General features: G+C 67.8%; 23 protein-coding genes. 5 read left to right on the top strand and 18 right to left on the bottom strand.

Features of this window, described 5'->3' with window-relative positions; genetic code table 11:
• Positions 1–6 precede the first annotated feature (6 nt).
• The 5 genes from glmM to trpB form a co-directional block, all read right to left on the bottom strand.
• Positions 7–1,371: a phosphoglucosamine mutase gene (glmM, locus tag IMX13_RS07245; protein WP_053520077.1), complete on the bottom strand. Its 1,365-nt coding sequence runs from the start codon at positions 1,369–1,371 to the stop codon at positions 7–9.
• Positions 1,371–2,246, bottom strand: a complete 876-nt coding sequence (accD, locus tag IMX13_RS07240; RefSeq protein WP_053520076.1) for an acetyl-CoA carboxylase, carboxyltransferase subunit beta — start codon at positions 2,244–2,246, stop codon at positions 1,371–1,373. Before accD ends, glmM begins: the two co-directional genes overlap by 1 nt.
• A 205-nt stretch (positions 2,247–2,451) precedes the next feature.
• Positions 2,452–3,261, bottom strand: a complete 810-nt coding sequence (gene trpA / locus IMX13_RS07235) for a tryptophan synthase subunit alpha (protein ID WP_193396104.1) — start codon at positions 3,259–3,261, stop codon at positions 2,452–2,454.
• A 1-nt stretch (position 3,262) separates the two neighbouring features.
• Entirely contained in the window at positions 3,263–3,952 is a 690-nt protein-coding gene (locus IMX13_RS07230; RefSeq protein ID WP_193396103.1) for a hypothetical protein, read from the bottom strand.
• A complete protein-coding gene (trpB, locus tag IMX13_RS07225; RefSeq protein WP_193396102.1) occupies positions 3,949–5,166 on the bottom strand; it encodes a tryptophan synthase subunit beta in 1,218 nt (405 codons plus the stop codon). Before trpB ends, IMX13_RS07230 begins: the two co-directional genes overlap by 4 nt.
• A gap of 96 nt (positions 5,167–5,262) precedes the next feature.
• On the opposite strand from trpB, the gene IMX13_RS07220 reads away from it, so the two are divergent.
• Positions 5,263–6,150, top strand: coding sequence for a LysR family transcriptional regulator (locus tag IMX13_RS07220; RefSeq protein ID WP_053520072.1), 888 nt, complete (start codon positions 5,263–5,265; stop codon positions 6,148–6,150).
• A 23-nt stretch (positions 6,151–6,173) separates the two neighbouring features.
• Here the strand turns inward: IMX13_RS07220 and IMX13_RS07215 are convergent, their stop codons facing one another.
• The 8 genes from IMX13_RS07215 to prmB all read right to left on the bottom strand — a co-directional run bounded on the left by IMX13_RS07215 (position 6,174) and on the right by prmB (position 14,181).
• Entirely contained in the window at positions 6,174–6,830 is a 657-nt protein-coding gene (locus IMX13_RS07215) for a phosphoribosylanthranilate isomerase (protein ID WP_053520071.1), read from the bottom strand.
• Positions 6,827–7,597 carry a tRNA pseudouridine(38-40) synthase TruA gene (truA, locus tag IMX13_RS07210; RefSeq protein ID WP_053520070.1) on the bottom strand — a complete coding sequence of 257 codons (771 nt, stop codon included), beginning with the start codon at positions 7,595–7,597 and terminating at the stop codon, positions 6,827–6,829. The genes IMX13_RS07215 and truA overlap by 4 nt, the downstream gene beginning before the upstream one ends.
• Before the next feature lie 32 nt (positions 7,598–7,629).
• Positions 7,630–7,989 (bottom strand): VOC family protein, encoded by a 360-nt coding sequence (locus IMX13_RS07205; RefSeq protein WP_074900255.1) that lies wholly within the window; start codon positions 7,987–7,989, stop codon positions 7,630–7,632.
• 26 nt (positions 7,990–8,015) lie between these two features.
• On the bottom strand, positions 8,016–9,932 hold the full coding sequence (locus IMX13_RS07200; protein ID WP_193396101.1) for a FimV/HubP family polar landmark protein: 1,917 nt from the start codon (positions 9,930–9,932) through the stop codon (positions 8,016–8,018).
• A 70-nt stretch (positions 9,933–10,002) separates the two neighbouring features.
• Positions 10,003–11,031 carry an aspartate-semialdehyde dehydrogenase gene (locus IMX13_RS07195; protein WP_053516858.1) on the bottom strand — a complete coding sequence of 343 codons (1,029 nt, stop codon included), beginning with the start codon at positions 11,029–11,031 and terminating at the stop codon, positions 10,003–10,005.
• Between the two features lie 90 nt (positions 11,032–11,121).
• A complete protein-coding gene (locus IMX13_RS07190) occupies positions 11,122–12,159 on the bottom strand; it encodes a D-glycerate dehydrogenase (RefSeq protein WP_053516856.1) in 1,038 nt (345 codons plus the stop codon).
• Positions 12,152–13,255, bottom strand: a complete 1,104-nt coding sequence (aroC, locus tag IMX13_RS07185; RefSeq protein ID WP_053516854.1) for a chorismate synthase — start codon at positions 13,253–13,255, stop codon at positions 12,152–12,154. Before aroC ends, IMX13_RS07190 begins: the two co-directional genes overlap by 8 nt.
• Complete coding sequence (gene prmB, locus IMX13_RS07180) at positions 13,252–14,181, bottom strand: 50S ribosomal protein L3 N(5)-glutamine methyltransferase (RefSeq protein ID WP_053516852.1); 930 nt, start codon at positions 14,179–14,181, stop codon at positions 13,252–13,254. The genes aroC and prmB overlap by 4 nt, the downstream gene beginning before the upstream one ends.
• Positions 14,182–14,303: 122 nt before the next feature.
• Between prmB and IMX13_RS07175 the strand changes: the two genes are divergently transcribed.
• Complete coding sequence (locus tag IMX13_RS07175; protein ID WP_065174897.1) at positions 14,304–14,954, top strand: SCO family protein; 651 nt, start codon at positions 14,304–14,306, stop codon at positions 14,952–14,954.
• On the top strand, positions 14,951–15,793 hold the full coding sequence (asd, locus tag IMX13_RS07170) for an archaetidylserine decarboxylase (protein WP_053516850.1): 843 nt from the start codon (positions 14,951–14,953) through the stop codon (positions 15,791–15,793). Before IMX13_RS07175 ends, asd begins: the two co-directional genes overlap by 4 nt.
• Before the next feature lie 61 nt (positions 15,794–15,854).
• Here asd and IMX13_RS07165 read toward each other — a convergent pair whose 3' ends face one another.
• Both IMX13_RS07165 and IMX13_RS07160 read right to left on the bottom strand, forming a co-directional pair.
• The gene (locus IMX13_RS07165; RefSeq protein ID WP_053516848.1) at positions 15,855–16,202 is read right to left on the bottom strand and encodes a ribonuclease E inhibitor RraB; all 348 of its coding nucleotides are present in this window, start codon (positions 16,200–16,202) and stop codon (positions 15,855–15,857) included.
• Between the two features lie 23 nt (positions 16,203–16,225).
• Positions 16,226–17,836 carry a transglycosylase SLT domain-containing protein gene (locus IMX13_RS07160; protein ID WP_065174896.1) on the bottom strand — a complete coding sequence of 537 codons (1,611 nt, stop codon included), beginning with the start codon at positions 17,834–17,836 and terminating at the stop codon, positions 16,226–16,228.
• A 123-nt stretch (positions 17,837–17,959) separates the two neighbouring features.
• Between IMX13_RS07160 and IMX13_RS07155 the strand changes: the two genes are divergently transcribed.
• Together IMX13_RS07155 and greB are read left to right on the top strand one after the other, a co-directional pair.
• Entirely contained in the window at positions 17,960–19,465 is a 1,506-nt protein-coding gene (locus tag IMX13_RS07155) for a helicase HerA-like domain-containing protein (RefSeq protein ID WP_053516846.1), read from the top strand.
• 35 nt (positions 19,466–19,500) lie between these two features.
• Entirely contained in the window at positions 19,501–20,007 is a 507-nt protein-coding gene (greB, locus tag IMX13_RS07150; RefSeq protein WP_053516845.1) for a transcription elongation factor GreB, read from the top strand.
• 52 nt (positions 20,008–20,059) lie between these two features.
• Here greB and IMX13_RS07145 read toward each other — a convergent pair whose 3' ends face one another.
• From IMX13_RS07145 to IMX13_RS07135, 3 genes are all read right to left on the bottom strand, one after another.
• Positions 20,060–20,887: a DUF3025 domain-containing protein gene (locus tag IMX13_RS07145; RefSeq protein ID WP_193396100.1), complete on the bottom strand. Its 828-nt coding sequence runs from the start codon at positions 20,885–20,887 to the stop codon at positions 20,060–20,062.
• A gap of 2 nt (positions 20,888–20,889) precedes the next feature.
• The gene (gene rimO, locus IMX13_RS07140; RefSeq protein ID WP_053516842.1) at positions 20,890–22,251 is read right to left on the bottom strand and encodes a 30S ribosomal protein S12 methylthiotransferase RimO; all 1,362 of its coding nucleotides are present in this window, start codon (positions 22,249–22,251) and stop codon (positions 20,890–20,892) included.
• A gap of 384 nt (positions 22,252–22,635) precedes the next feature.
• Complete coding sequence (locus tag IMX13_RS07135) at positions 22,636–23,160, bottom strand: hypothetical protein (protein ID WP_193396099.1); 525 nt, start codon at positions 23,158–23,160, stop codon at positions 22,636–22,638.
• Between the last annotated feature and the right edge of the window lie 108 nt (positions 23,161–23,268).

Here is a 23,268-nt window from a genome sequence, read left to right as displayed (position 1 = left end):
GCGGGCTCAGGCCGCGGCGGCGGCCTTCACTGCGGCCGACAGGCGATCCAGCGTGTCCTGCATCAGTGTTGCGTCATCGGCCTCGACCGTCACCCGCACCACCGGCTCGGTGCCGGACGGGCGCAGGAATGCGCGCCCACGGCCGGCCACGGCCTGCTGCGCCTCCAGCAGTGCCGACTGCACGCTTTCGGCCTGCACGGTGGTCTTGGCCGAGACATTGCCCAAGCGCACGTTCACCGTCTTCTGCGGGACCTTCACCAGCGGCTGCAACGCCTGCCGCAGCGTCTGTCCGCTGCTGCGCAGCGCAAGCAGCACCTGCAGCGCACTGACGATGCCGTCACCGGTCGTGGCCCGGTCCAGGCACAGCAGATGGCCCGACGCTTCGCCACCGAGCACGCCGTCACCTTCGATCAGTGCCTGGTGCACGTAGCGGTCGCCGACGTTGCTGCGCTGGAACGGAATCTGCAGGTCGGCCAGCGCCTTCTCCAGTCCATAGTTGCTCATCAGCGTGCCGACCACCGGCCCACGCAGGCGACCTTCCGCCTGCCAGGTGCGTGCCAGGATGTACAGCAGGTCATCGCCGTCGACCGGATTGCCCTGGTCGTCAGCCATCAGCACGCGATCACCGTCACCGTCGAAGGCGATGCCGAGATCGGCACGGGTCTCGCGGACCTTGGCGGCGAGGTTGTCGATATGGGTCGAACCGACGCCGGCATTGATGTTCACCCCGTTCGGCTCGGCACCGATGCCGATGACCTCGGCACCCAGCTCGCGGAACAGCAGCGGGGCGATCTGGTAGGTGGCACCATGCGCGCAGTCCAGCACCAGACGTACGCCACGCAGATCGAACGCACGCGGCACGCTGGCCTTGCAGAACTCGATGTAGCGGCCTACCGCCTCGCGCGCGCGCGACGCCTTGCCCAGCCGCTCCGATTCGGCCGTGGTGAAGGGCACGTCCAGTGCGGCTTCCAGCGCCAGTTCGGTGGCGTCGTCCAGTTTCTCGCCCTGTGCGGAGAAGAACTTGATGCCGTTGTCGTAATGCGGATTGTGCGAAGCACTGATGACGATGCCTGCATCAACGCCCAAGGTGCGGGTCAGGAACGCCACCGCCGGGGTGGGCATCGGGCCCAGCAGCTGCACATCGGTGCCGGCGGCGACCAGGCCCGCCTCCAGCGCCGCCTCGAACATGTAGCCGGAAATGCGGGTGTCCTTGCCGATCACCACGATCGGGCGGCGCCCGTCCTGGCCGTGCCGGGCCACCAGCACGCGGCCCAGCGCATTGCCCAGGCGCAGCACGAAGTCGGCCGAGATCGCTCCCTCACCGACACGTCCGCGGATGCCATCAGTACCGAAGTACTTGCGGCCTCCCATCAAGCCACCTCCGGCGCCGGCTGGCGGCCCAGCATCGCCAGCAGGTCGGACAGGCGGTCACGCATTTCGCGGCGGTCGCAGATCTGGTCGATGGCACCATGCTCCAGCAGGAATTCCGAACGCTGGAAACCTTCCGGCAGTTTTTCGCGCACGGTCTGTTCGATCACGCGCGGCCCGGCGAATCCGATCAGCGCCTGCGGCTCGGCGATGTTGATGTCACCCAGCATCGCGAACGAGGCCGACACGCCACCGGTGGTGGGATGGGTCAGCACCGAGATGTACGGCAGGCCGGCTTCACGCAGCTTGCCCAGCGCAGCCGAGGTCTTGGCCATCTGCATCAGCGAGAACAGGCCTTCCTGCATGCGCGCGCCGCCACTGGCGGAGAAGCAGACGTAAGGCGCACCGATCTCCACGGCAGCCTCGGCCGCCAGCGAGAAACGCTCGCCGACCACCGAACCCATCGAACCGCCCATGAAGGCGAAATCGAACGAGGATGCGACCAGCGGACGGCCCTTGAGCAGGCCGCGCATGGCGATCAGCGCGTCGTACTCGCCGGTGTTCTTCTGCGCGATCTTGATGCGCTCGCTGTACTTCTTCTGGTCCTTGAACTTCAGCAGGTCGGTCGGCCCCAGGCGCGCACCGATCTCGGTGGTGCTGTCCGCATCGAACAGCGCGGCCAGGCGCGCGCGCGCGCGGATCGCCATGTGGTGACCGCACTTCGGGCAGACCTCCAGGTTCTCTTCCAGTTCCGGCCGGTACAGCGCGCTGCCGCAGTTGCTGCACTTTTCCCACAGGCCCTCGGGGACGCTGCGCTTCTTGCTGGGGGTGTTGTCGGTGCGGATGCCGGACGGCATCAACTTGCTGAGCCAACTCATGCGGGAGGACACTTCCGTTCAGGGCGGCCCGGGGGCCGCAAAGGCGGACAGTCTAGCTCCGCTTTCCCCGCCCGTGCACCCCTTGCCGGCCTGTGGGCGGCGGCGGAAAAACCATGCTGGGACGTACGTTTAGCGCAGGCAGCGCCGGGCCACGCCCGGCGGATACGCCGTAGCGCGCACCGCCGGGCATGGCCGGGCGCTGCCGTCAGGCGTCCAGGGCCTGGCGCAGGGGCGCCAGGAATGCGTGCGCCCGCTGGGCCGCCTCTTCGGCCGAGGTCGCTTCGGCCAGTGCCGCGACCAGGGCGCTGCCCACCACCACACCGTCTGCCTCGCGCGCCATGGCCGCCGCACTGGCGGCATCGCGGATGCCGAAGCCGGCCACCACCGGGACCGTGGCCCGTTCACGCAGCGCCTGCAGGCGTACGCTGGCGGCCTCGCTGTCGAGGCGGTCTGACGCACCGGTGACACCGGCAAAACTGACGTAGTACAGGTAGCCCCGCGCCAGCGCGAGCAGTTTGTCCGCGCGTGCCGGGCTGGTGGTCGGGGAGGCAAGCAGGACCAGGGCCAGGCCTTCCGCATCAAAGGCCTGCTGGGCTTCGCCGGCTTCCTCCGGCGGCAGGTCGACCAGCAGCACGCCATCCACGCCAGCGGTCACCGCGGCCTTGGCGAATGCCGCGTAGCCATGGATCTCCACAGGATTGAGATAGCCCATCAGCACCACCGGCGTCTGCGCATCGCGCTGGCGGAACTGCGCTACCGCCTGCAGGACGTAACGGCTGCCTGCACCGCGCGCCAGCGCACGTTCGGAACTGCGCTGGATGGTCGGGCCGTCGGCCATCGGATCGGAGAACGGCACCCCCAGTTCGATCACATCGGCGCCCGCCTCAACCAGTGCATGCATGACCGGCACGGTTGCTTCCAGCAGAGGATCGCCAGCGGTGACGAAGGGAATCAGTGCCTTGCGCTGCTGTTCGCGCAGGCGCTGGAAACAGGCGTCGAGTCGGGATACGGACATGTCAGGTACATCCTTCGATCAGGTCAACGGCGCCGCTGGCGCCCCAATGCATTCTGGATACGGTGCCATCCACGATCTCCACGCGGATCGCCAGATCGGAACCGGGGTCCTGCCAGAGCAGGGATTCTCCGGCGTCGGCATCAACGCCCAGCGCAGCTGCGATGACGCCCCGCGGCATCTGCTGCAGAACCTGCGCACGCGGCATGTCCAGGCGCAGTCCGAACGGCCCGGGCTGGGTCACCACCAGTCCCGAATCGTCGATCGGAGCCAGGTCGAAACGCACCACGTTGCCGTCCTGCACCAGCATCGCCACGCCCTCGGGCAGCGTGCCGCGCTCGTAATAGTCGCAGCGCCCGGCCGTCGCCTCGGCGAGGCCAGCCGAGTGCCACTGCGCCTCGGCCTGCAGTTCGCTGAAAGGCTGGCCGATCAGCACCTCGCCGGCATGGTCCAGCGCGACCGAAGCCACCGTCGGCGCGGCCCCGTCATCCGTGACCTCCCCTGCTGCAGGCAACGGTGCATCCTCGATCGGGTGATGGGCGGCATCGTCGTCGTTGCTGGCCACCTGGCGGGCCGGGGCGATGGCCGCCGGAGACGTCGCCGCGGGCGCCAGCACCGGCGGATCGGGCGGCGTGCAGCCGCCCAGCCCCACTGCCAGTACCAGCGCGCCACCATGGCGCAGCATGGGACTCACAGCACCAGCCCTTCGCGTGCGGCGATGGTATGCACGTCCTTGTCGCCACGCCCGGACAGATTGCACAGCACGATCTGGTCGCGCGGACGCTCGCGCGCCAGCTTGATCGCCTGCGCCAGCGCGTGGCTGGACTCCAGCGCCGGCAGGATGCCCTCGGTGTGTGCCAGCAGATGGAACGCCTGCAGCGCTTCTTCGTCGGTGATGCCGAGATAGCGTGCGCGCCCGCTGTCGGCCAGGAACGCGTGCTCCGGGCCGACCCCCGGATAGTCCAGGCCGGCCGACACCGAGTGGGTCTCGATGATCTGGCCGTCGTCGTCGCACAGCACGTAGGTGCGGTTGCCATGCAGCACGCCTGGACGCCCTGCTGCGATCGAGGCGGCATGGCGGCCTGTGTTGATACCGTCACCGGCCGCTTCGGCGCCGACGATCTCGACCTGGCGGTCGTTGAGGAAGGCATGGAACAGGCCGATCGCGTTGCTGCCGCCACCCACGCACGCCGTGATCGCATCCGGCAGCCGGCCATACTCAGCCAGCATCTGTTCGCGCGCTTCGCGGCCGACGATGGCATTGAAATCGCGCACCATGCGCGGATACGGGTCCGGGCCGGCCACGGTACCGATGATGTAGAAGGTGTCCTGCACGTTGGTCACCCAGTCGCGCATCGCTTCATTGAGCGCATCCTTCAGGGTCGCCGAACCGGAGGTGACCGGCACCACCGTCGCGCCGAGCAGCTTCATCCGGTAGACATTGATCTTCTGCCGCTCGATGTCGGTGGCGCCCATGTACACCACGCACTCCAGGCCCAGGCGTGCGGCAACGGTGGCGCTGGCGACGCCATGCTGGCCGGCGCCGGTCTCGGCGATGATGCGCGTCTTGCCCATCCGCGCCGCCAGCAGCGCCTGGCCGATGGTGTTGTTGATCTTGTGCGCGCCGGTGTGGTTCAGGTCCTCGCGCTTGAGCAGGATCTGTGCGCCGCCCACGTGGTCGCTCAGGCGCTGGGCATGATAGATCGGGCTCGGCCGGCCCACGTAATGAGCCAGATCGCGGTCGTAGGCCGCCTGGAACGCGGGGTCCTGGCGGGCCTGGTCATAGGCCTGGGCCAGCTCCTGCAGCGGACCGACCAGGGTTTCGGCGACAAAGCTGCCGCCATAGCGGCCGAAGTGGCCCTCGGCATCCGGGAAGGCGTGGTAGTCGGCAATGGGGGAGGCAGACATGGCAGGGACCGGTGATTCAGACAGGTGGATACTCTAGCGCACGGGTCATGACCGGAAAATGGATATTATCTGGCACATATCGTCAGGAAATCTCACATGAGCCGATCCCTGCTGCCGCCACTCAATGCCCTGCGCGCGTTCGAGGCCACCGCCCGTCTGGGCGGTGTGGGCCGCGCCGCGCAGGACCTGCATGTCACCCACGGTGCAGTCAGCCGGCAGCTGAAGCTGCTGGAGGATCATCTGGGCTTGGCCCTGTTCCAGCGCGCCGGGCGTGGCCTGCGCCTGACCGCATCGGGAACACTGTTGCAGGCGGCCTGCAGCGAAGCCTTCGCCGGCATCGAAGACTGCGTGCGCGAGCTGCGGCGGCCCGCGGCGTCGCCAGCGCTGGTACTGGGCTGCAGCGGCAGCGTGCTGGCGCGCTGGATGATTCCGCGCCTCCCCGCCCTGCAGGCCGCACTGCCCGGTGTGCGCCTGCAGTGGTCGGCACTGGACGGCAGCTTCACCGAGGCGCAGGCGGCACTGGATGCGGTCCTGCTGCTGGCGCAGGGGCCGTGGCCACGGGGCTGGCAGGTGCGCGAGCTGGCGCCCGAGCGGGTGGGCGTGGTGGTGGCACCGTCACATCCGGCGGCGCAGCGCCTGCGCCATGTGCCGCCCTCGGCACTGCTGCAGGAGACGCTGCTGCACACCAGCTCACGGCCACAGGCGTGGCCGACGTGGGCGCAGGCGCACGATCTCGACCCCGCCCGGCTGCGGCTGGGCACGGGTTTCGAACACCTTTACTACCTGCTGGAAGCGGCGGTGGCAGGGCTGGGTCCAGCGATCGCGCCGGAGCCGCTGGTCGCTGAGGATCTCGCGGCAGGCCGGCTGCTGGCCCCATGGGGTTTCGCCGCCACGGGCGGCTTCTGGGTCCTGGCGCGGCCGGAGGGCCAGGCCGACGCACGCGTCGACGCCCTGGCGGACTGGGTCGCGGCCCAGCTGAGGTAACGTGACGCCGCAGCCTCCCGGTCCTACTCCAGCACGGTGCAGTCGGCGCGGCGCACTTCCTCGACGAAGGTGCGCATCCTGTAGCCGTCCTTGATGCCCGGCTCCAGTTCAATGCCGCTGGAGACGTCGACGCCCCACGGAAGGGTCGCCAGCACCGCGTCGTACACATTGTCCGGGGTCAGACCGCCGGCCAGCAGGAATGGCCGATGCAACCCGGTCGGGATGCGGGTCCAGTCGAATGCAACACCGGTACCGCCACCGCCACCCGGTGCGTGGCTGTCGAACAGGAAGCCGGCCGCGCTCGGATAGCGCAGTTGCAGGGTACGCGCGTTGACTTCCTCACGCCCCCCCATCGCGACCGCCTTCAGGTAAGGCATGTTGAAGCTGCGGCAGAAGCTCTCGTCCTCCTCGCCATGGAACTGCAGCAGGGTGGGCCGCACGGTGCGCAGCACTTCGCGCACCTCTTCCTTGCTGTTGTTGCGGAACAGCGCCACCACGTCGACCATCGGCGCGATCGCCTGGCGCATCGCGCGCGCTTCGGCGGGCGCAACCCGGCGGCTGCTCTCGCGGGCGAAGATGAAACCCACCGCATCCACGCCGAGCTCGCCGGCCAGGCGCACGTCGCCGGCACGGGTCATTCCACAGAACTTGATGCGTGTACGGTAGTAGGAGCGGCTCATAGCGTGACCTCGGCGGGCAGATGCCAGTTGTCGGGGTACAGCGGTCCAAGAAACACCAGGCCCTGCGGCGGTGCAGTGGGACCGGCTACGGTGCGATCCCTTCCGGCCAGCAGCTCGGCGATCCACTCCACCGGTTTCTCGCCGCTGCCGACCAGGATCAGCGAACCGACGATATTGCGAACCATGTGATGAAGGAATGCATTGCCCTGTACCGCCACCTCGATCACCTCGCCGTGGCGGCTGACCTGCAGTGACTGCAGCTCGCGCCGCGCATGCAGGGCCTGGCACTGGACCGAGCGGAACGCGCTGAAGTCGTTCTCACCCAGCAGCGCCTGCCCGGCCGTGTGCATCAGCGTCGCGTCCAGTGCGCGACGCTCCCAGCTCAGCGTCTGCCGGTCCAGCGCCGGCCGTACTTCGCGATTGAGCAGCCGGTAACGGTAGCGGCGCGCCCGCGCTGAGAACCGCGCATGGAAATCCTCCGCCACCGGTACGCACCAGCGCACCGCGATCGAGCGCGGCAGGCGGGTGGTGGTACCCAGCATCCAGGCGCGCGGGTCGCGCACTACGTCGGTATCGAAATGCACGACCTGGCACTGGCCGTGCACGCCGGCGTCGGTTCGGCCAGCGCAGACCACCTGCAGCGGCGCGTCGGCCACCGAAGACAGGGCCTGCTCAAGACTGGCCTGGACGCTGGGACCGCCCTCTCCCAGGTTCTGCCAGCCTCTGAAATCGCTGCCGTCGTACTCGACGCCAAGCGCATAACGCATGTGCTACCTCGATGTTGCGGAGTGGACGACGCTCAGGCCGGATCGCGTTCCGACCAGACCGCCAGTTCATTGCCACCGGGTTCGACGAACTGGAAGCGGCTGCCGCCCGGGAAGGAGAACACCGGCCGCACCACCTCACCACCCGCCTGGCGCACGGCCATTTCGGCGGGGGCCAGCTGATCGGCGTACAGCACCAGCAGCGGGGCACCTTCAGTAGCGCGTTGCGGCTGGCCGCGGAAGAAGCCCCCCTGCAGGCGACCATCGTCGAAGGCGGTGTAGTCGCTGCCGTAATCGACGAACGACCAGCCGAACACCTTCTCGAAGAAGGCACGGCTGGCGGCCGGGTCGCGGGACGCGAACTCAACATAGTCGATGCGACGCTCGCGGGTCATGGCAGGGTCCTTGTCGAAGGTATCGGTCACGGCAGCCGGGCCAGCAGCTCGCGCGCCTGCGCCTGGCAGTCCGGGTCGCCCCCTTCGGCAACCTCCAGCAGCAGGGTACGCGCGGTCTGTGCGTCGCCCAGATCCAGGTAGGCGATCGCCAGTTCCAGGCGTTCCTGCCCGGCGCGGGGCGACCATGTGTCGCCGGCATCCTCCACCGACGGGGCGTCGTTGTCCTGCAGATCGGCGGGCAGGTCGAACACGCCGCGGAACTGCGGCTGCTGCTCGGCATGCAGCGCGTAGTCCGGGACCGAAACCCCGGAATCGGCTTCCTGGGCCGTCGGCCGGCCAACACCCCTCTCGTCCACCGGTTCGTCCCAGCGCGGCAGGTCGGTCACGGGTTCCGGCAACGGTGCCTCGTCCTTGCCATCGCCCGACGGCTGCTTGTCCGTGCCGCCCGATCCGTCTTCGGATCGGGCGTCGGCGATCGTCGCCCAGGCCGGCATCGCCGGCTCCTGGCGCCCGCTGTCGGCATCGGCGGTAGACCACGCAGACTGCTCGGCCAGAGTATCGAGCGCGGCACCGGCCGGCACGGCCGCCGCCAGAGCTGCGGCATCGTCCTCCTCGCGCAGCGGCGGCAGCGGCGATGGCTTGCGACGGCGCAGCAACCATGCGGCGCCTGCCAGCACCAGCAGCACCGGCAGTCCCAGCCAGTACCACGGCGTTCCGGCGTCACGCGCGCCCGGCGCCTGTGCCAGCCGTTGCTGGGCCGCCGCCAGGTCGTTGTCCTTCATCGCGATCAGCGACTGCTGTTGTGCCTTCAGCGTTTCCAGTTCGGCCACACGCTGTTTCAGCTCGCCGATCTCGGCATCGCGGGTGGCGATGTCCTCGCGCGCCTGGCGAAGTTGTTCGTTGCCCAGCATGTCACCCTCGCTGCCGGCTCCGGTGCCGGTGGTTGTGCCCGCGTGCGCGGCGTCGGACGCCAGCGCCGGGGCGATCTCAAGTCGTGCCCCGGCCGCGGCGGCCGGAGAAGTGGCCCGCGCAGCGACCGCAGGTGCAGGAACGCCTGCCGGCTGCGGCACGGTACGCGCCTGCCGCCACTGCGCGGCGTGTTCGCGGACCAGGGCACCGGCTTCGGCCGCATCCACCGCCGCCAGCGCGTCACTGCCGGGCATGCGCAGTACCGCACCCTGTTTGAGCAGGTTGATGTTGCCCCGGATGAAGGCCTCGGGATTGGCACGCAGCAGCGCAATCATCGCCCGGTTGCGGCTGACCTGGTTGCCGCGGGCGACCGCGCTGGCGATCTGCGACAAGGTCTGCCCGCGCTGCACGGTGATGCTGCCATCGGCAGCCGGCGGCAACGACGGTGCAGCGGCAGCGCGCGGACGCACCGGTGCAGCCGCCGTGGTCGCACTGGCCGGCGTCCCGCCCTGTGCAGGCGCCGGTACCGCCGCCTCGGCGGGCGGATCGCGGGCGATGGTATTGGAGAGCGTGCCCGCCGGTGCGACGATTTCCGGTTCCGCCACGGCCAGCGCGCTGGAGGGCGCATCGATCAGGGCCGAATACTCGCGCACCAACCGTCCCTGTCCCCAGTCGGCCTCGACCAGGAAGCTCAGCGACGGCGTCTCCACCGGCATCTGCGAGGTGACCCGCACCACGGCCCGCCCCTGCGCATTGCGGGTCAGCTCGAACTGGAGCTCGCCCACCAGGCCGGTCGGCTGTTGCAGGCCGACACGTTCGAACGTGGCTGGCGATGCCAGCGCCACGCGCAGATTCTCCAGCTCCGAAGGATCGGCGGACACCACCGGAATCTCCGCCAGCAGCGGCTGACCGGGTCTGGACAGGACGCGGATGTCGCCCAGCCCCAGCGCGAACACCGGACTGCTGGCCAGAGCCAGCAGTGCGGCAGACAGATAGGTGAGCGGGCGCGATGCGCCCTTGGCCCGTTTATTCATGGGCGACACTATAAAGCGTGCGGACCGGGGTCCGCACGCACAGAGCAGCCCAGGGCGCCCGGGCTGTCGATCAACGCTGCTCGGCAGCGACCAGCTCTGCCAGCTGCACCGCGTTCAGGGCTGCGCCCTTGCGCACGTTGTCCGACACGATCCACAGATTGAGGCCACGCGGATGCGACAGATCCTCGCGGATGCGGCCGACGTACACCGCATCGGTGCCCGATGCGTGGGTGACCGGCGTCGGATAGCCGCCGGCTTCATGGCGGTCGACCACCTCGATGCCGGGCGACTGTTCAAGCAGCGCACGGGCCTCGGCCACGGTGACCTTGTCGCGGGTCTCGATCGCCACCGACTCGGAATGGCCGTAGAACACCGGCACGCGCACCGCGGTCGGGTTCACCAGGATGCTGTCGTCGCCCAGGATCTTGCGGGTTTCCCACACCAGCTTCATTTCTTCCTTGGTGAAGCCGTTGTCCTGGAAGTCGTCGATGTGCGGGATCAGGTTGAAGGCGATCTGCACCGGGAAACGCTGCGGATCGATCTCCTGGAAACTCAGCAGCTGGCCGGTCTGCTTGCCCAGCTCCTCCAGTGCGGAGCGTCCACCGCCGGACACCGACTGATAGGTGGAGACGTTGATGCGCTCGATGCCATAGCGACGATGCAGCGGCGCCAGCGCGACCAGCATCTGCATGGTCGAGCAGTTGGGGTTGGCGATGATGCCGCGCGGACGATTGCCGATCTGGTCCGGATTGACCTCCGATACCACCAGCGGCACGTCATCGTCGTAACGGAAGGCCGAGGAGTTGTCGATCACCACCGCACCGGCGGCGGCGAACTTCGGTGCGTACTCCTTGGAGACGCTGCCACCTGCGGAGAACAGGGCGATCTCCACACCCTTCGGATCGAAGCTCGCCAGGTCCTGGATCCTGACCTTCTCGCCGTTGAACTCGACCTCACCACCGGCCGAACGCTCGGAGGCAAGCAGGCTCAGGGTTCCGACCGGGAAACCGCGCTCGGCCAGGATGGCCAGCATGGTCTCGCCGACGGCGCCGGTGGCACCGACGATGGCGACATGGAAGCGGCGTTGTGCATTGCTCATGGGGGGAACTCTCAAGAAAACGGATGGGAAAAATTCACGCACGACAGCTGGGTTCGGGGAACCTCCTCGGACGGAACGCGCGGAGGCTCCCTATCGTTTCCCGTTTTTTTTGCCCAGGGCGGCACGTGCGGCCAGCGCCGCGTCGGCATTGATCGCGCTCGGCATGTGCGCCGGCCCGCCGGCCAGGCCGAGCGCGGCCAGCAGGTTGTCCACGGCCCGCTGCACCATCGCCGTACGCGTGGCCAGCGAAGCGCTGCCGATGTGCGGGGTCAGCACGACGTTGCGCAGCGCCAGCAGTTCCGGGCGTACGGCCGGCTCGCCTTCGTAGACGTCCAGCCCGGCAGCGGCCAGGCGCCCATGGGCCAGTGCATCGGCCAGCGCTGTTTCGTCGACCAGGCCTCCGCGCGCGATGTTCACCAGCGTGGCCGTCGGTTTCATCTTCGCCAGCGCAGCGGCGTCGATCAGGTGGTGCGAGGCCGGGGTGTAAGGCAGCACAAGCACCAGATGGTCGGACTGCGCCAGCAGCGTATCCAGATCGACATAAGCGGCACCGACTGCTGCTTCGGCATCTGCTGGCAGTCGCGAGCGGTTGTGGTACAGCACCTTCATGCCGAAACCATGCGCGCCGCGACGGGCGATGCCCTGGCCGATCCGCCCCATGCCGAGAATGCCCAGGGTGCTGCCGTGGATGTCGGCACCGAGCATGGTCTGGAACGACCATTGCTGCCAGTGCCCTTCACGCAGCCAGCGTTCGGATTCGGTGATCCGGCGCGCGGCGGCCATCAGCAGTGCGAAGCCCAGATCGGCGGTGGTCTCGGTAAGCACGTCGGGGGTATTGCTGGCCAGGATGCCCGCCGCGCTGAGCGCGGTCACATCCAGGTTGTTGTAGCCCACGCCGACGTTGGCAACGACCTGCAGCCGCGAGGCATTGGCCAGCTCGGCCGCGCCGATACGCTCGTTGAGGGTGATGATCGCGCCATCGGCGCTGGCCAGTTGTGCGGCGATCTGCTCAGGCGACCACACGGTGACGGCGTCGGTGGTGCGCAGCTGCACGCGATCACGCAGCGGCGCGATGGCCGCCTCGATCAGCGGCTGGCTCACCCACACCGTCGGCCGCGTTTCAGCCATCGACCTGCCCGGGAATGCGGGGCGTGATGGTGCCGACATCGCCGCATTGCGCGCGGTGACGCAATGCCTGGTCCATCAGCACCAGCGCCACCATCGCTTCGGCGATCGGCGTGGCGCGGATGCCGACGCAGGGATCATGGCGGCCAGTGGTGACCACTTCGACCACGTTGCCGGCGGTGTCCAGCGATGGGCCCGGCAGGCGCAGGCTGGAGGTCGGCTTCAACACCATCGACGCAACCACCGGCTGGCCGGTGGAAATGCCGCCCAGGATGCCGCCCGCGTGATTGCTGGCGAAACCCTGCGGGGTCAGCAGGTCACGGTGTTCGGTGCCCTTCTGGGCCGCGCTGGCGAACCCGTCGCCGATCTCCACGCCCTTGACCGCGTTGATGCTCATCAGCGCCGCCGCAAGCTCGCCATCGAGCTTGCCGTAGATCGGCTCGCCCCAGCCCGGGGGCACGTTGTCGGCAACCACGTCCACGCGCGCGCCGACCGAATCGCCGGACTTGCGCAGCGCATCCATGTACGCCTCCAGCTCCGGCACCTGCGCGGCGTGCGGCCAGAAGAACGGATTGTCTTCCACCGCCGACCAGTCGAAACCTGCAGGAGTGATCCCGCCCAGCTGCGACAGATACCCGCGCACGGTGACGCCGAAGCGCTCGGCCAACCACTTCTTGGCGACCACGCCCGCGGCCACGCGCATGGTGGTCTCGCGCGCCGAGGAACGGCCACCGCCCCGCGGATCGCGGATGCCGTACTTGTGCCAGTAGCTGTAGTCGGCATGGCCCGGCCGGAACTGCTGGCCGATGTTCGCGTAGTCCTTGCTGCGCTGATCGGTGTTGCGGATCAGCAGCGCGATCGGCGTGCCGGTGGTCAGGCCCTCGTACACGCCGGACAGGATCTCGACCTCATCGGCCTCGCGCCGCGCCGACGTGTGCCGGCTCTTGCCGGTGGCACGGCGCTGCAGATCGTGGGCAAATTCGGCCGCGTCCAGCGCCAGCCCGGGCGGACAGCCATCGATCACGCAGCCGATGGCCGGCCCGTGCGACTCGCCGAACGTGGTGACGGTGAACAGCTTGCCGAACGAATTGGAGCTCACGGCCGTTGCGCCGCCAGTTCGGTGATGCGGGCGCTGTGGGCGATCAGCTCGCGGCATTCGACCGCGAAAATGCCCATCTGCCCGACCTTGAACTCGATCCAGGCGAAGTCCACTTCCGGCAGCAGCTTGACCAGGTGCTGCTCGGACTCGCCCACTTCGCAGATCAGCAGGCCGTCCTCGCTCAGGTGCAGCGGCGCATCGCGCAGGATCTTCAGCACCAGGTCCAGGCCGTCATCGCCGGCACGCAGGCCCATTTCCGGCTCGTAGGAATATTCCTGCGGCAGGGCATCGGTCTCGTCGTTGGTGACGTACGGCGGGTTGGTGACGATCAGGTCGTAATGGCGGCCGGTCAGGCCACTGAACAGGTCGGACTTGATCAGCGTGACGTTGTGCGCCTGCAGGCGCTCCTTGTTCTCTTCGGCCAGCGACAGTGCGTCGTCGCTCAGGTCCACGCCGTCCACCTCCCAGTTCGGGTAATAGTGGCCCATGGCGATGGCGATGCAGCCCGAACCCGTGCACAGATCCAGCGCGCGGCTGACGTCGCGGCCGGCCAGCCATGGTTCGAAACCACACTCGATCAGCTCGGCGATCGGCGAACGCGGCACCAGGGCGCGCGCGTCGCTCTTGAAGCTCAGGCCGGCGAACCACGCCTCGCCGGTCAGGTAGGCGGCCGGGATACGTTCGTCGATGCGGCGCTGGAACAGCTCCAGCACCCGCACCTTCTCCTCCTGCAGCAACCGCGCCTGGCCATACGCCGGGCCCAGGTCATGCGGCAGGTGCAGGCTGTGCAGCACCAGTTGGGTCGCCTCGTCCAGGGCGTTGTCGTAGCTGTGCCCGAAGGTCAGCCCGGCGGCGTTGAAACGGCTGGTGCCGTAGCGGATCAGGTCGATGATCGTGTGGAGTTCGGCGGCCGTTTCAGCGGTCATGGCGGTACTGCGGGCAAAGTGGCCCCCGATTATAGGGGCTGGCGCCTGCGCCGGCATCCGTTGCGACGGAAACGATCAGGCCGCAGCCGGTATGATGGGGACCACTTCGCGCGGGGGCTCCCATGTTCAATCGCAACGTCGGCATCATCCTGCTGATCGCCCTGGCGGCGGGCCTGGGCCTGCTCGCCGCGCAGCAGGTCTTTGCTCCGAAGCCCCCGGCCGGCCAGCCGGCCACCGAAGCGATCACCCTGTACCCGCAGCCGCGCGAGCTGCCCGACTTCAACCTGGCCCAGTCCGATGGCACGCGGCTCATTCCGGGCGAGTTGAAGGGCCATTGGACCCTGGTGTTCCTGGGGTTCACCTTCTGCCCCGACGTGTGCCCGACCACCCTGGCCGAACTGGCCGGTGCGCAGCAGCAGTGGGAAGCACTGCCCGACGGGCTGCGTCCGCGGGTGCTGTTCGTCTCCGTCGATCCCGAGCGCGACAGCGCCACCCGCCTTGGCGAGTACGCGCACGGCTTCCACAAGGACACCCTGGCGGCCACCGCCGACGTCCCTTCGCTGGAACGCTTCGCCACCGCACTGGGCTTCGTGTTCCAGAAGGTGCCGGGCAAGCATTTCGACGAGAATCCCGAGGATTACACCGTCGAGCACTCGGCCAGCCTGGCCGTGCTCGATCCGCAGGGCCGGCTCGCCGGCCTGGTGCGGCCCCCGTTCAACGCGCCGGCGATCGCCCGCGACCTGCAGAAGCTGACCGAGAAAACCGCCCCATGAGCCTCACCACCGCCCTGACATACGCCCTGCCCCATCGCCTGTTGTCCTCGATGGCGCGCTCGCTGGCGTACTCGGACAACCCGCGCGTGTCGCGCTGGCTGATCGACACCGTCAGCCGCAGGTTCAACGTCAATCTGGACGAAGCCGCCAACCCCGACCCGCGCAGTTACGCCACCTTCAACCAGTTCTTCACCCGTGCACTGAAACCGGGCGCACGCGTGGCCGATGCCGATCCGCGCACCCTGGTGATGCCGGCCGACGGCCGTGTCAGCCAGCTCGGCAACATCGAGGCCGGCCGCATCTTCCAGGCCAAGGGCCAGTCGTTCACCGCCGCCGAGCTGCTGGGCAGCGCCGAAGACGCCAAGCCGTTCAACGACGGCCTGTACGCGACCGTCTACCTGTCCCCGCGCGACTACCACCGTGTGCACATGCCCTGGACCGGCACCCTGCGCGAGACCGTGCATGTGCCAGGCCGCCTTTTCAGCGTGGGTCCGGCCGCCGTGGCAGGCGTGCCACGCCTGTTCGCACGCAACGAGCGCCTGGTCTGCCATTTCGATACCAGCTTCGGCCCGATGGTCAGCGTGATGGTCGGCGCGCTGCTGGTCTCCGGCGTGGAGACAGTGTGGAGCGGCGAGGAGATCCCTCAGTACGGTGACCGCATCACCCGCAAGGACTATCGCGGCCAGGGCATCCGCCTGGAGCGCTTCGCGGAGATGGCACGCTTCAACTATGGCTCGACCGTGGTCGTGCTGCTGCCGCCGGGCGTGGCGGAGTTCGCTCCACACCTGGCTGCGGAGTCACCGGTGCAACTGGGCCAGGCCCTGGCCACGCTGCGCTGACAATCCCGCCACCGGGTTGCTGCGCAGCGCCGGGCACGCGCCCGGCACTACGCACAGGCCCCTACTGCAGGGTGGGGGCCGGGCCGACGTCCATGCCGTCGTAGTCTTCCACACCCATCTGCGCTGCCAGCGCTGCCAGCTCCTGGTTGCGGCGATCCAGCGACGCTTCGTCGTGGACCTCCACGCGCTCCACATGCAGCACGTGGAACGGCGCGTCCCCCTCGTCCGGCTCCTGCTCGAACACCTCCACCAGGGTGTAGCCCTGCGCCTGCAGATGCGCGGCCAGTGCCTGCAGCGGCTCGGCAGTGGAATGCACGAAGAAATAGCCCCACAGCAGCGGGCCGCTGATGTCCCAGTCGGTGTTTTCGCGCAGATTGGCGAACAGGTTGCGGGTTGCTTCAAGGTCCATGGCAGTTCCAGAGGTCGTGGAGATTACTTTTCGCAGCCCTGCAGCTTCAGCACCTGGCCGTGGCGCAGGCTGTAGGCCGGTGCCTTCAGACCGTTGGCACGTGCCAGCGTCGGCACGTCGCACTGGAACTTGGCCGCGATGCGGCCCAGCGTCTCGCCGCGGCCGACCTTGTAGCTGCGTGCCGGCTTCGGTCGCGCGGCCGGTGCCGGCCGAGGCGCGGCCACTGCCGCCACCGGTGCGGTCGGTACGCTGGTCGAACTGGCTGCATCGGCCACCGGCACCACGCCGCCCACCGCCACGCTGCCGGTGTAGCTGGCAGCGCTTGGCCGCACGATGGCGGCATTGAGGTCGGCCGTGATCAGGGTGCGCGCCAGGTCGGCACGCGGTCCGCTCACGCAGTTGCGCTGATACAGGCTCGCGATGCGGGTGGTCGCGTTGATCAGGGTGCCGGCCGGAATCCAGCCATCAGCCTCATAACGCGGATTGAGGTTGCGCAGCGCACGCATGTAGCCATCACGGGTGCCGTGGCTGCCCAGGCAGATCGTCAGCTCGTAGATGGTGGTCGAGCGCGCCAGGCGCAGGGTGGCCGGCTGCGCGCTGATCTTCGGGAACTCCACGCCGTACTGCTGGGGGTGCAGGAAGATCCACGCCGCAGCGATCACCATCGGCACGTAATCCTTGGTTTCACCGGGGAACTGGTTGTAGACACGGTCGACCCAGAAGCTCTGCCCCGGATTCTCGCGCGCCACGCGCAGGGCGCGCCCTTCACCCCCGTTGTACCCGGCCAGCGACAACTCGATGTTGTTGTTGAGCTCGCGCATGCGCTCGTTGAGATAGGTCGCACTGGCTTCAGCAGCGCTGTGGGCATCGAAGCGGGTATCGAACCCGGTGCCGTCCGGACCGAGGCCGAAACGCCGCCCGGTGGCCGGCATGAACTGCATCAGGCCGGCGGCGCCAGCGCGCGAGGACGCATGCACGCGGCCATTGGATTCCTTGGCCATGATGCCGAACAGGAGCGCTTCGGGCAGGCCGCGCTTCTCCCACTCCGGCCACATCACAGCACGCAGGTTCTGGTAGTTCTCGTAGCTGGTCAGCAGCGCCGGACGCATGTCGGTCAGCCAGCGGCGGATGCCGGCCTGGACGGCCGGGTTGTACTCGACCATGTTGTCGAAAGCGTGCCGCTTGTCGTTGAGCAGTGCCGCTGCGCGTGCGGCTTCCGGCACGTCGGCGGTCAACGGACCGATATGGTCGGGGTCGGCTTCCAGCCGCTCGGCGGGCAGTTCACCGCCCTCGTCTTCCGCGGCCGCATCGGCATCGCGCTTGAGCAGGCGCTTGTAGGTGGCCAGCATGTTGCTCATCTGGCAACCCTTCTGCTTCACGCACTCACTGATGACATCCTCCATGTCCTCCAGCGCCGCGTCGGCCTCGTTGCTGCCCTTGGGGTCGGCGTTGGCCACCAGCAGCAGCGCATCGCTGTAACGCTTCTCGGCAGCCGTCATGCGCTGCTGCAGGGCATCTACCTTCACTTTGTCCCGGGCGGAAACCCGCTGGGCGTGGGCATCGGGGGCCAGGGAAACCAGGCCAGCCAGGGCCAGCAACGGCCAGGTGCGGGAAATCAGGACAGGAACGGGCATTTTTGGCACTGTGTGCGAAACAGGCAGGCAGAGTAGCGGCGCCGCCAAGGTCGGGGCAAGCCGACCTTCGGGCCGTCATCGCTGCCGGTTAACATTGGGCGCATTCACCACAAGGGCTGGACCATGGATCCGATTCTGCTCGGCAAAGGCATCACCGACGATGTGGCCGTCACCCTGCTGCCGAAACTCGGCAACCGCCACGGGCTGGTGGCGGGCGCCACCGGCACCGGCAAGACCGTGACCCTGATGACCCTGGCCGAAGGATTCTCGCGGCTCGGGGTTCCGGTGTTCCTCGCTGACGTGAAGGGCGATGTGTCCGGCCTGGCCGTGCCCGGCACGGGCAGCGAAGCGCTGCTGAAGCGCGCCGCGGACATCGGCGTGGCCGACTATGCGCCGGCGGGCAGCCCGGCCATCTTCTGGGACCTGTACGGAAAGCTCGGCCACCCGGTGCGCACCACCGTCAGCGAGATGGGGCCGACCCTGCTCGCGCGCATCCTCGAATTGAATGACACCCAGGCCGGCGTGCTGGACATCGTGTTCAAGCTGGCCGACGACCGCGGCCTGCTGTTGCTGGACATGGATGATCTGCGGGCCCTGCTCGGCCTGGTCGCCGAAGAGCGCAAGGACATTTCCACCGAGTACGGACTGGTCAGCGCGCAGTCGATCGCTGCGATCCAGCGTGCCGTGCTGCGGCTGGCGCAGGACGGCGGTGAGAACTTCTTCGGCGAGCCGGCACTGGAACTGGCCGACATCATGCGGGTCAATCACGACGGCCGCGGTGTGATCGGCATCCTCGCCGCCGACCAGCTGGTGCTCAAGCCCAAGCTGTACTCTACCTTCCTGCTCTGGCTGCTGTCGGAACTGTTCGAACAGCTGCCGGAAGTGGGCGACCTCGACAAGCCCAAGCTGGTGTTCATCTTCGACGAGGCCCACCTGCTGTTCGACGATGCGCCTTCCTCGCTGGTGCAGCGCATCGAGCAGGTGGTGCGGCTGATCCGCTCCAAGGGCGTGGGCGTGTACTTCTGCTCGCAGTTCCCCGACGACGTGCCCTCCAACATCCTGGGCCAGCTCGGCAACCGCGTGCAGCACGCGCTGCGGGCCTTCACGCCGCGCGACCAGAAGGCGGTCAGGACCGCCGCCGAAACCTTCGTGCCGAACCCGAAGCTGGATGTCGCCAAGGTGCTGAGCCAGCTCGGCACCGGTGAAGCACTGGTTTCCACGTTGCAGGACAAGGGCGTGCCGATGCCGGTCCAGCAGACGATGATCGCGCCGCCCCGCTGCCGGATGGGGCCGGTCACCGAGGCCGAGCGCGCGCAGGTGCGTGCCGGCAGCCCGGTCGGCAGCCGCTACGACACGGCGGTCAACCGTGAATCGGCCGCCGAGCTGCTGGCCCAGCGGGCGCAGAAGAGCGTGGAGCAGGCCCAGACCCCGGCCGCGCGCAGCCGCGAGCAGGACGAGGCACAGGAAGGTGGATTCGGCCAGGCGATCAAGGATGCGATCTTCGGCACCAAGCGTCGCCAGGGCATGATTGAAACCATGGCCAAGCAGACCACGCGCACGGTCGGGACCAAGCTGGGCAACCAGATCGTGCGCGGCATCCTGGGCGGCATCTTCGGCGGCAAGCGCTGAGGCCCTTTCGTATTCCTGAGAAGAAGCTGTATTACATGTCCCGTTGGCGTCCGCCCGCAGAGAAAAGCACCGCCCTGATCACCGCCGCCGGCCACGCCCGGCTGAAAGCCGAGCTGGACGACCTGTGGCGGGTACGCCGGCCCGAGGTGGTGAAGGCGCTGGCCGCTGCCGCCGCCGAGGGCGACCGCTCGGAGAACGCCGAGTACACCTACCGCAAGAAGCAGTTGGGTGAAATCGACCGCCGCGTGCGCTACCTGACCAAGCGGCTCGAATCGCTGCGTGTGGTCGATACCACGCCGACCGATCCACAAGCGGTGTTCTTCGGTGCATGGATCGAACTGGAGAACATCGACAGTGGTGAGACCAGCCGTTACCGCATCGTTGGGCCGGATGAAACCGACGCCGGCCTGGGCTGGATCAGCATCGACTCGCCGCTGGCGCGGGCCGTGCTGAAGAAGCGCCTGGACGATGAATTCTCGGTGGAACTGCCGGGCGGCCGGTTCACCTTCGCGGTGATCAGCGTCGAGTACCCGTCTTCGTAACACCGAGCCCTCCCGGCGTTGCTGTCAATCCAGCGCCGGGCATGGCCCGGCGCTACCGGGGCAAGAGCGGCGGCGGGTACAGGCGGCCCTGCCGCAGCGGGCGGAAGTAGTCGGCGTTGCCATGGAAGGCGGCGTCCTGCTGCGGGTACCAGCCGGGGATTCCGGCCAGTGGCAGCGGGCGCAGCTGCAGCGGATCGGTCACCGTCGCGCCCTGCTCGATCGCCCGGGCCACGGTCTCGATGCAGGCACCCTCATCATCGCCGCGCACCACCACGCACTTGCCGACCAGCAGGCGCCCCGGCAGCAACGCCTGTTCCATCAGTGCATGGCCGAACACCGCGGCGATGGTGATGCGACCGGCCTGCCAGTGCGGCGGCGCGAACAGCATCGGCCAGTCGTGGGCGTCCCACGCAGCGATCAGCGCATCGTCCTGGACGCACACGATCACGCCGTTCTCGTCGAACTGGGTCAGCGCCGCCTGCGCGCGATTGCGTTGACCGGTTGGCATCGTGGCGACATGCAGGCATTGCCGCCTGTTGAGCACGTGCTTCAGCTGCGGGTAACACGCCCATACCAGTGCATTGAACAGATCGTGCCAGCTCGCCGCACGGGTGGCGATACGCCCCTGCGCGATGCGCGTTTCGTAGTGCAGGCCATCGGCCAGCAACGCTGCATCCTGCTCGACCAGTCGCCGCCCGCGCAACGCCAGCCGCGCATCCAGCTCGGCAACGGTCGGCCAGCGGTCGCCGGACAGAAGATCGCGGAAGGCACGCACCCGGGCAAACAGCGGATGATCGAACACCGCCGGGTCCACCGCCGCGCGCGGCGGCGGCACGAATCGCCGAGGGCTGCCAGCGTGGCCGGCAGCACCCTCGGCCATGATCAGAGCACCTTCAGGTCGAAGGCCGGGCGCGTGGTCGGCGGCAGCGCGTCGCCATACAGATCGTGTTCGTCGCTCTCGGTGATTTCCACGTTGATGAATTCGCCTACGCGCAGCGGCACCTGGTCGGCATTCTGGATATGCACCAGTCCATCGATTTCCGGTGCATCGGCCCTGGAACGGGCCACGGCGATGTCACCTTCGATGGCATCGACCAGGCACTGCTGCACCGTGCCGATCTTGGCCTCCAGACGTGCGGCCGAGATCTGTGCCTGCTTTTCCATGAAGCGCGCCAGGCGCTCCTGCTTCACCTCTTCCGGGACAGGGTCCGGAAGAGCGTTGGCGGTAGCCCCCTCGACCGGCGAATACGCGAACGCACCCACGCGGTCCAGCTGCGCCTCATCGAGGAACGACAGCAGCTCCTCGAACTCCGCTTCGGTCTCGCCCGGGAAACCGACGATGAAGGTCGAACGCACGGTGATGTCCGGCGCGATGCGGCGCCAGTTCTGCACGCGCTCCAGCGTCTTTTCCACCGCACCGGGGCGCTTCATCAGTCGCAGGATACGCGGGCTGGCGTGCTGGAACGGAATGTCCAGGTACGGCAGGATGCGGTTCTCGGCCATCAACGGCACCACGTCATCCACGTGCGGGTACGGGTACACGTAGTGCATGCGCACCCACGCGTCCAGTTCGGACAGGCCCTCGCACAGCGCCTTCAGGCGGGTCTGGTAGGCCTTGTCGCGCCACATCTTCTCGGCGTACTTCACGTCTACGCCGTAGGCGGAGGTGTCCTGCGATACCACCAGCAGCTCACGCACACCGCCCCGGACCAGGCGCTCGGCTTCGCGCAGCACTTCATCGACCGGGCGCGAGACCAGCTTGCCGCGCATCGACGGAATGATGCAGAAACTGCACGCGTGGTTGCAGCCTTCGGAAATCTTCAGATAGGCGTAGTGGCGCGGGGTCAGCTTGATGCCGTAGTCGGGCACCAGGTCCACGAACGGATCATGCCGGGGCGGTAGCGCCTCATGCACCGCCTCCATCACGCTCTGGTAGTCCTGCGGGCCGGACACCGCCAGCACGTTCGGGTACGCCTCACGGATCTGTTCGGGGCGCTTGCCCAGGCAGCCGGTGACGATGACCTTGCCGTTCTGGTTCATCGCCTCGCCGATGGCGTCCAGCGACTCCGTCACCGCCGAATCGATGAAGCCACAGGTGTTGACCACCACCACGTCGGCCGAGTCATAGGACGGGACGATGTCGTATCCCTCCGACCGCAGCTGTGTCAGGATGCGCTCGGAATCGACAAGGGCCTTCGGGCAGCCAAGGCTGACGAAGCCGACTTTGGGGTTCAGCTGGGACATGGAATCGCGGGACTCTGGGGGCCTGGGCCCCTGCCGGAGTGGCAGGGGTTCCTGGGGGCCGGGGCCTGAAAGGGCGCCAGTATACCGGGGTTGAGGGCCGCGCTCTGAACGCCCCCGGGGTGTACTGAGGGGAGCGCCCCGGATTCTGCCCCACGTGCCATCTCCATCGGCGGGGCACTCGTGAATGCGTCAAGGCCCCCGGCGGCATGAGCTGAAACTCCGGCTCGGCCCGGCGGAACACGCTCCGACGGCTCGACGCTCACGGAGAGGCAATCGTCTCACGGTCCACCGTCGCCACGGACGCACGGAAGCGTTGATTGCGACATCAATGGACGTTGATTGATCCGTGGTTTGTTGGGCCCGCGTATTCATCGCTCGCGGAGGTCATGCAGCGCCTGTAGATTTCCCTGCCAACGAATTCTGGAAACGAGCAGTTCCCACCGAATTGAAATTGACTCCGATTGGCGCACTCCCACTGGTCGCCAATGCAAAAAAGTAGTACCCCACCTTGGGCTGCGTCATGCCGCTGGAGGCTGAATTCGAATCCTCCGCCGGATCTGAATCACCCTCACAGGACCAACCAACGACGGCCGACTCGCCAGATATCACGGTTTCGCCACGCCGCACCTTGGAGTTCATGACTTCGCAGGCGGCCTGGTGATAGAGCTTTGTGGTTTCATTCTGATCATCATAACGATATACAAAACCGCCCTTTCCATCCTTGAAAAGGCGCACCTGGACAGCCACGTCGCCGCCTTCGAAATCAGAGAGGCGCACCGTCCGCTCAACCCACTGCCTGCCATCCGATGACGCCATCTGGCGGTCCTGGTACGACGATTGGTTGGCCATAGCCACCGTGTGCATTGTTGCCATCCCCAATGCACACGGAAGGCGAAATTCCTTTTTCATTTCATGAAACTCCATTTATCGGGCGCCTGCGCCTTCACGCCGCGCCCCGGAAACATGCCGAGATATGATCAGCCCCACATCGCCCCTCCAGACTGGAGTTCCGCGAAC

The sequence above is a fragment of the Stenotrophomonas sp. B2 genome (assembly GCF_014947095.1).
GTDB lineage: Bacteria > Pseudomonadota > Gammaproteobacteria > Xanthomonadales > Xanthomonadaceae > Stenotrophomonas > Stenotrophomonas maltophilia_P.
The sequence above is the reverse complement of the archived record's forward strand: the minus strand, read 5'-3'. Positions and strand labels throughout refer to the sequence as shown.

What these genes read in the sequence shown, in the direction of transcription:
- rimO (WP_053516842.1), bottom strand. Translation starts at nt 22,251, where the DNA reads ATGTCCCAGCTGAACCCCAAAGTCGGCTTCGTCAGCCTTGGCTGCCCG.
- glmM (WP_053520077.1), bottom strand. Translation starts at nt 1,371, where the DNA reads ATGGGAGGCCGCAAGTACTTCGGTACTGATGGCATCCGCGGACGTGTC.
- IMX13_RS07220 (WP_053520072.1), top strand. Translation starts at nt 5,263, where the DNA reads ATGAGCCGATCCCTGCTGCCGCCACTCAATGCCCTGCGCGCGTTCGAG.
- greB (WP_053516845.1), top strand. Translation starts at nt 19,501, where the DNA reads ATGTCCCGTTGGCGTCCGCCCGCAGAGAAAAGCACCGCCCTGATCACC.
- prmB (WP_053516852.1), bottom strand. Translation starts at nt 14,181, where the DNA reads ATGACCGCTGAAACGGCCGCCGAACTCCACACGATCATCGACCTGATC.
- IMX13_RS07160 (WP_065174896.1), bottom strand. Translation starts at nt 17,836, where the DNA reads ATGCCCGTTCCTGTCCTGATTTCCCGCACCTGGCCGTTGCTGGCCCTG.
- IMX13_RS07165 (WP_053516848.1), bottom strand. Translation starts at nt 16,202, where the DNA reads ATGGACCTTGAAGCAACCCGCAACCTGTTCGCCAATCTGCGCGAAAAC.
- IMX13_RS07195 (WP_053516858.1), bottom strand. Translation starts at nt 11,031, where the DNA reads ATGAGCAATGCACAACGCCGCTTCCATGTCGCCATCGTCGGTGCCACC.
- trpA (WP_193396104.1), bottom strand. Translation starts at nt 3,261, where the DNA reads ATGTCCGTATCCCGACTCGACGCCTGTTTCCAGCGCCTGCGCGAACAG.
- truA (WP_053520070.1), bottom strand. Translation starts at nt 7,597, where the DNA reads ATGCGTTATGCGCTTGGCGTCGAGTACGACGGCAGCGATTTCAGAGGC.
- IMX13_RS07200 (WP_193396101.1), bottom strand. Translation starts at nt 9,932, where the DNA reads ATGAATAAACGGGCCAAGGGCGCATCGCGCCCGCTCACCTATCTGTCT.
- asd (WP_053516850.1), top strand. Translation starts at nt 14,951, where the DNA reads ATGAGCCTCACCACCGCCCTGACATACGCCCTGCCCCATCGCCTGTTG.
- IMX13_RS07155 (WP_053516846.1), top strand. Translation starts at nt 17,960, where the DNA reads ATGGATCCGATTCTGCTCGGCAAAGGCATCACCGACGATGTGGCCGTC.
- IMX13_RS07215 (WP_053520071.1), bottom strand. Translation starts at nt 6,830, where the DNA reads ATGAGCCGCTCCTACTACCGTACACGCATCAAGTTCTGTGGAATGACC.
- IMX13_RS07145 (WP_193396100.1), bottom strand. Translation starts at nt 20,887, where the DNA reads ATGGCCGAGGGTGCTGCCGGCCACGCTGGCAGCCCTCGGCGATTCGTG.
- trpB (WP_193396102.1), bottom strand. Translation starts at nt 5,166, where the DNA reads ATGTCTGCCTCCCCCATTGCCGACTACCACGCCTTCCCGGATGCCGAG.
- IMX13_RS07135 (WP_193396099.1), bottom strand. Translation starts at nt 23,160, where the DNA reads ATGAAAAAGGAATTTCGCCTTCCGTGTGCATTGGGGATGGCAACAATG.
- IMX13_RS07190 (WP_053516856.1), bottom strand. Translation starts at nt 12,159, where the DNA reads ATGGCTGAAACGCGGCCGACGGTGTGGGTGAGCCAGCCGCTGATCGAG.
- IMX13_RS07175 (WP_065174897.1), top strand. Translation starts at nt 14,304, where the DNA reads ATGTTCAATCGCAACGTCGGCATCATCCTGCTGATCGCCCTGGCGGCG.
- accD (WP_053520076.1), bottom strand. Translation starts at nt 2,246, where the DNA reads ATGAGTTGGCTCAGCAAGTTGATGCCGTCCGGCATCCGCACCGACAAC.
- IMX13_RS07205 (WP_074900255.1), bottom strand. Translation starts at nt 7,989, where the DNA reads ATGACCCGCGAGCGTCGCATCGACTATGTTGAGTTCGCGTCCCGCGAC.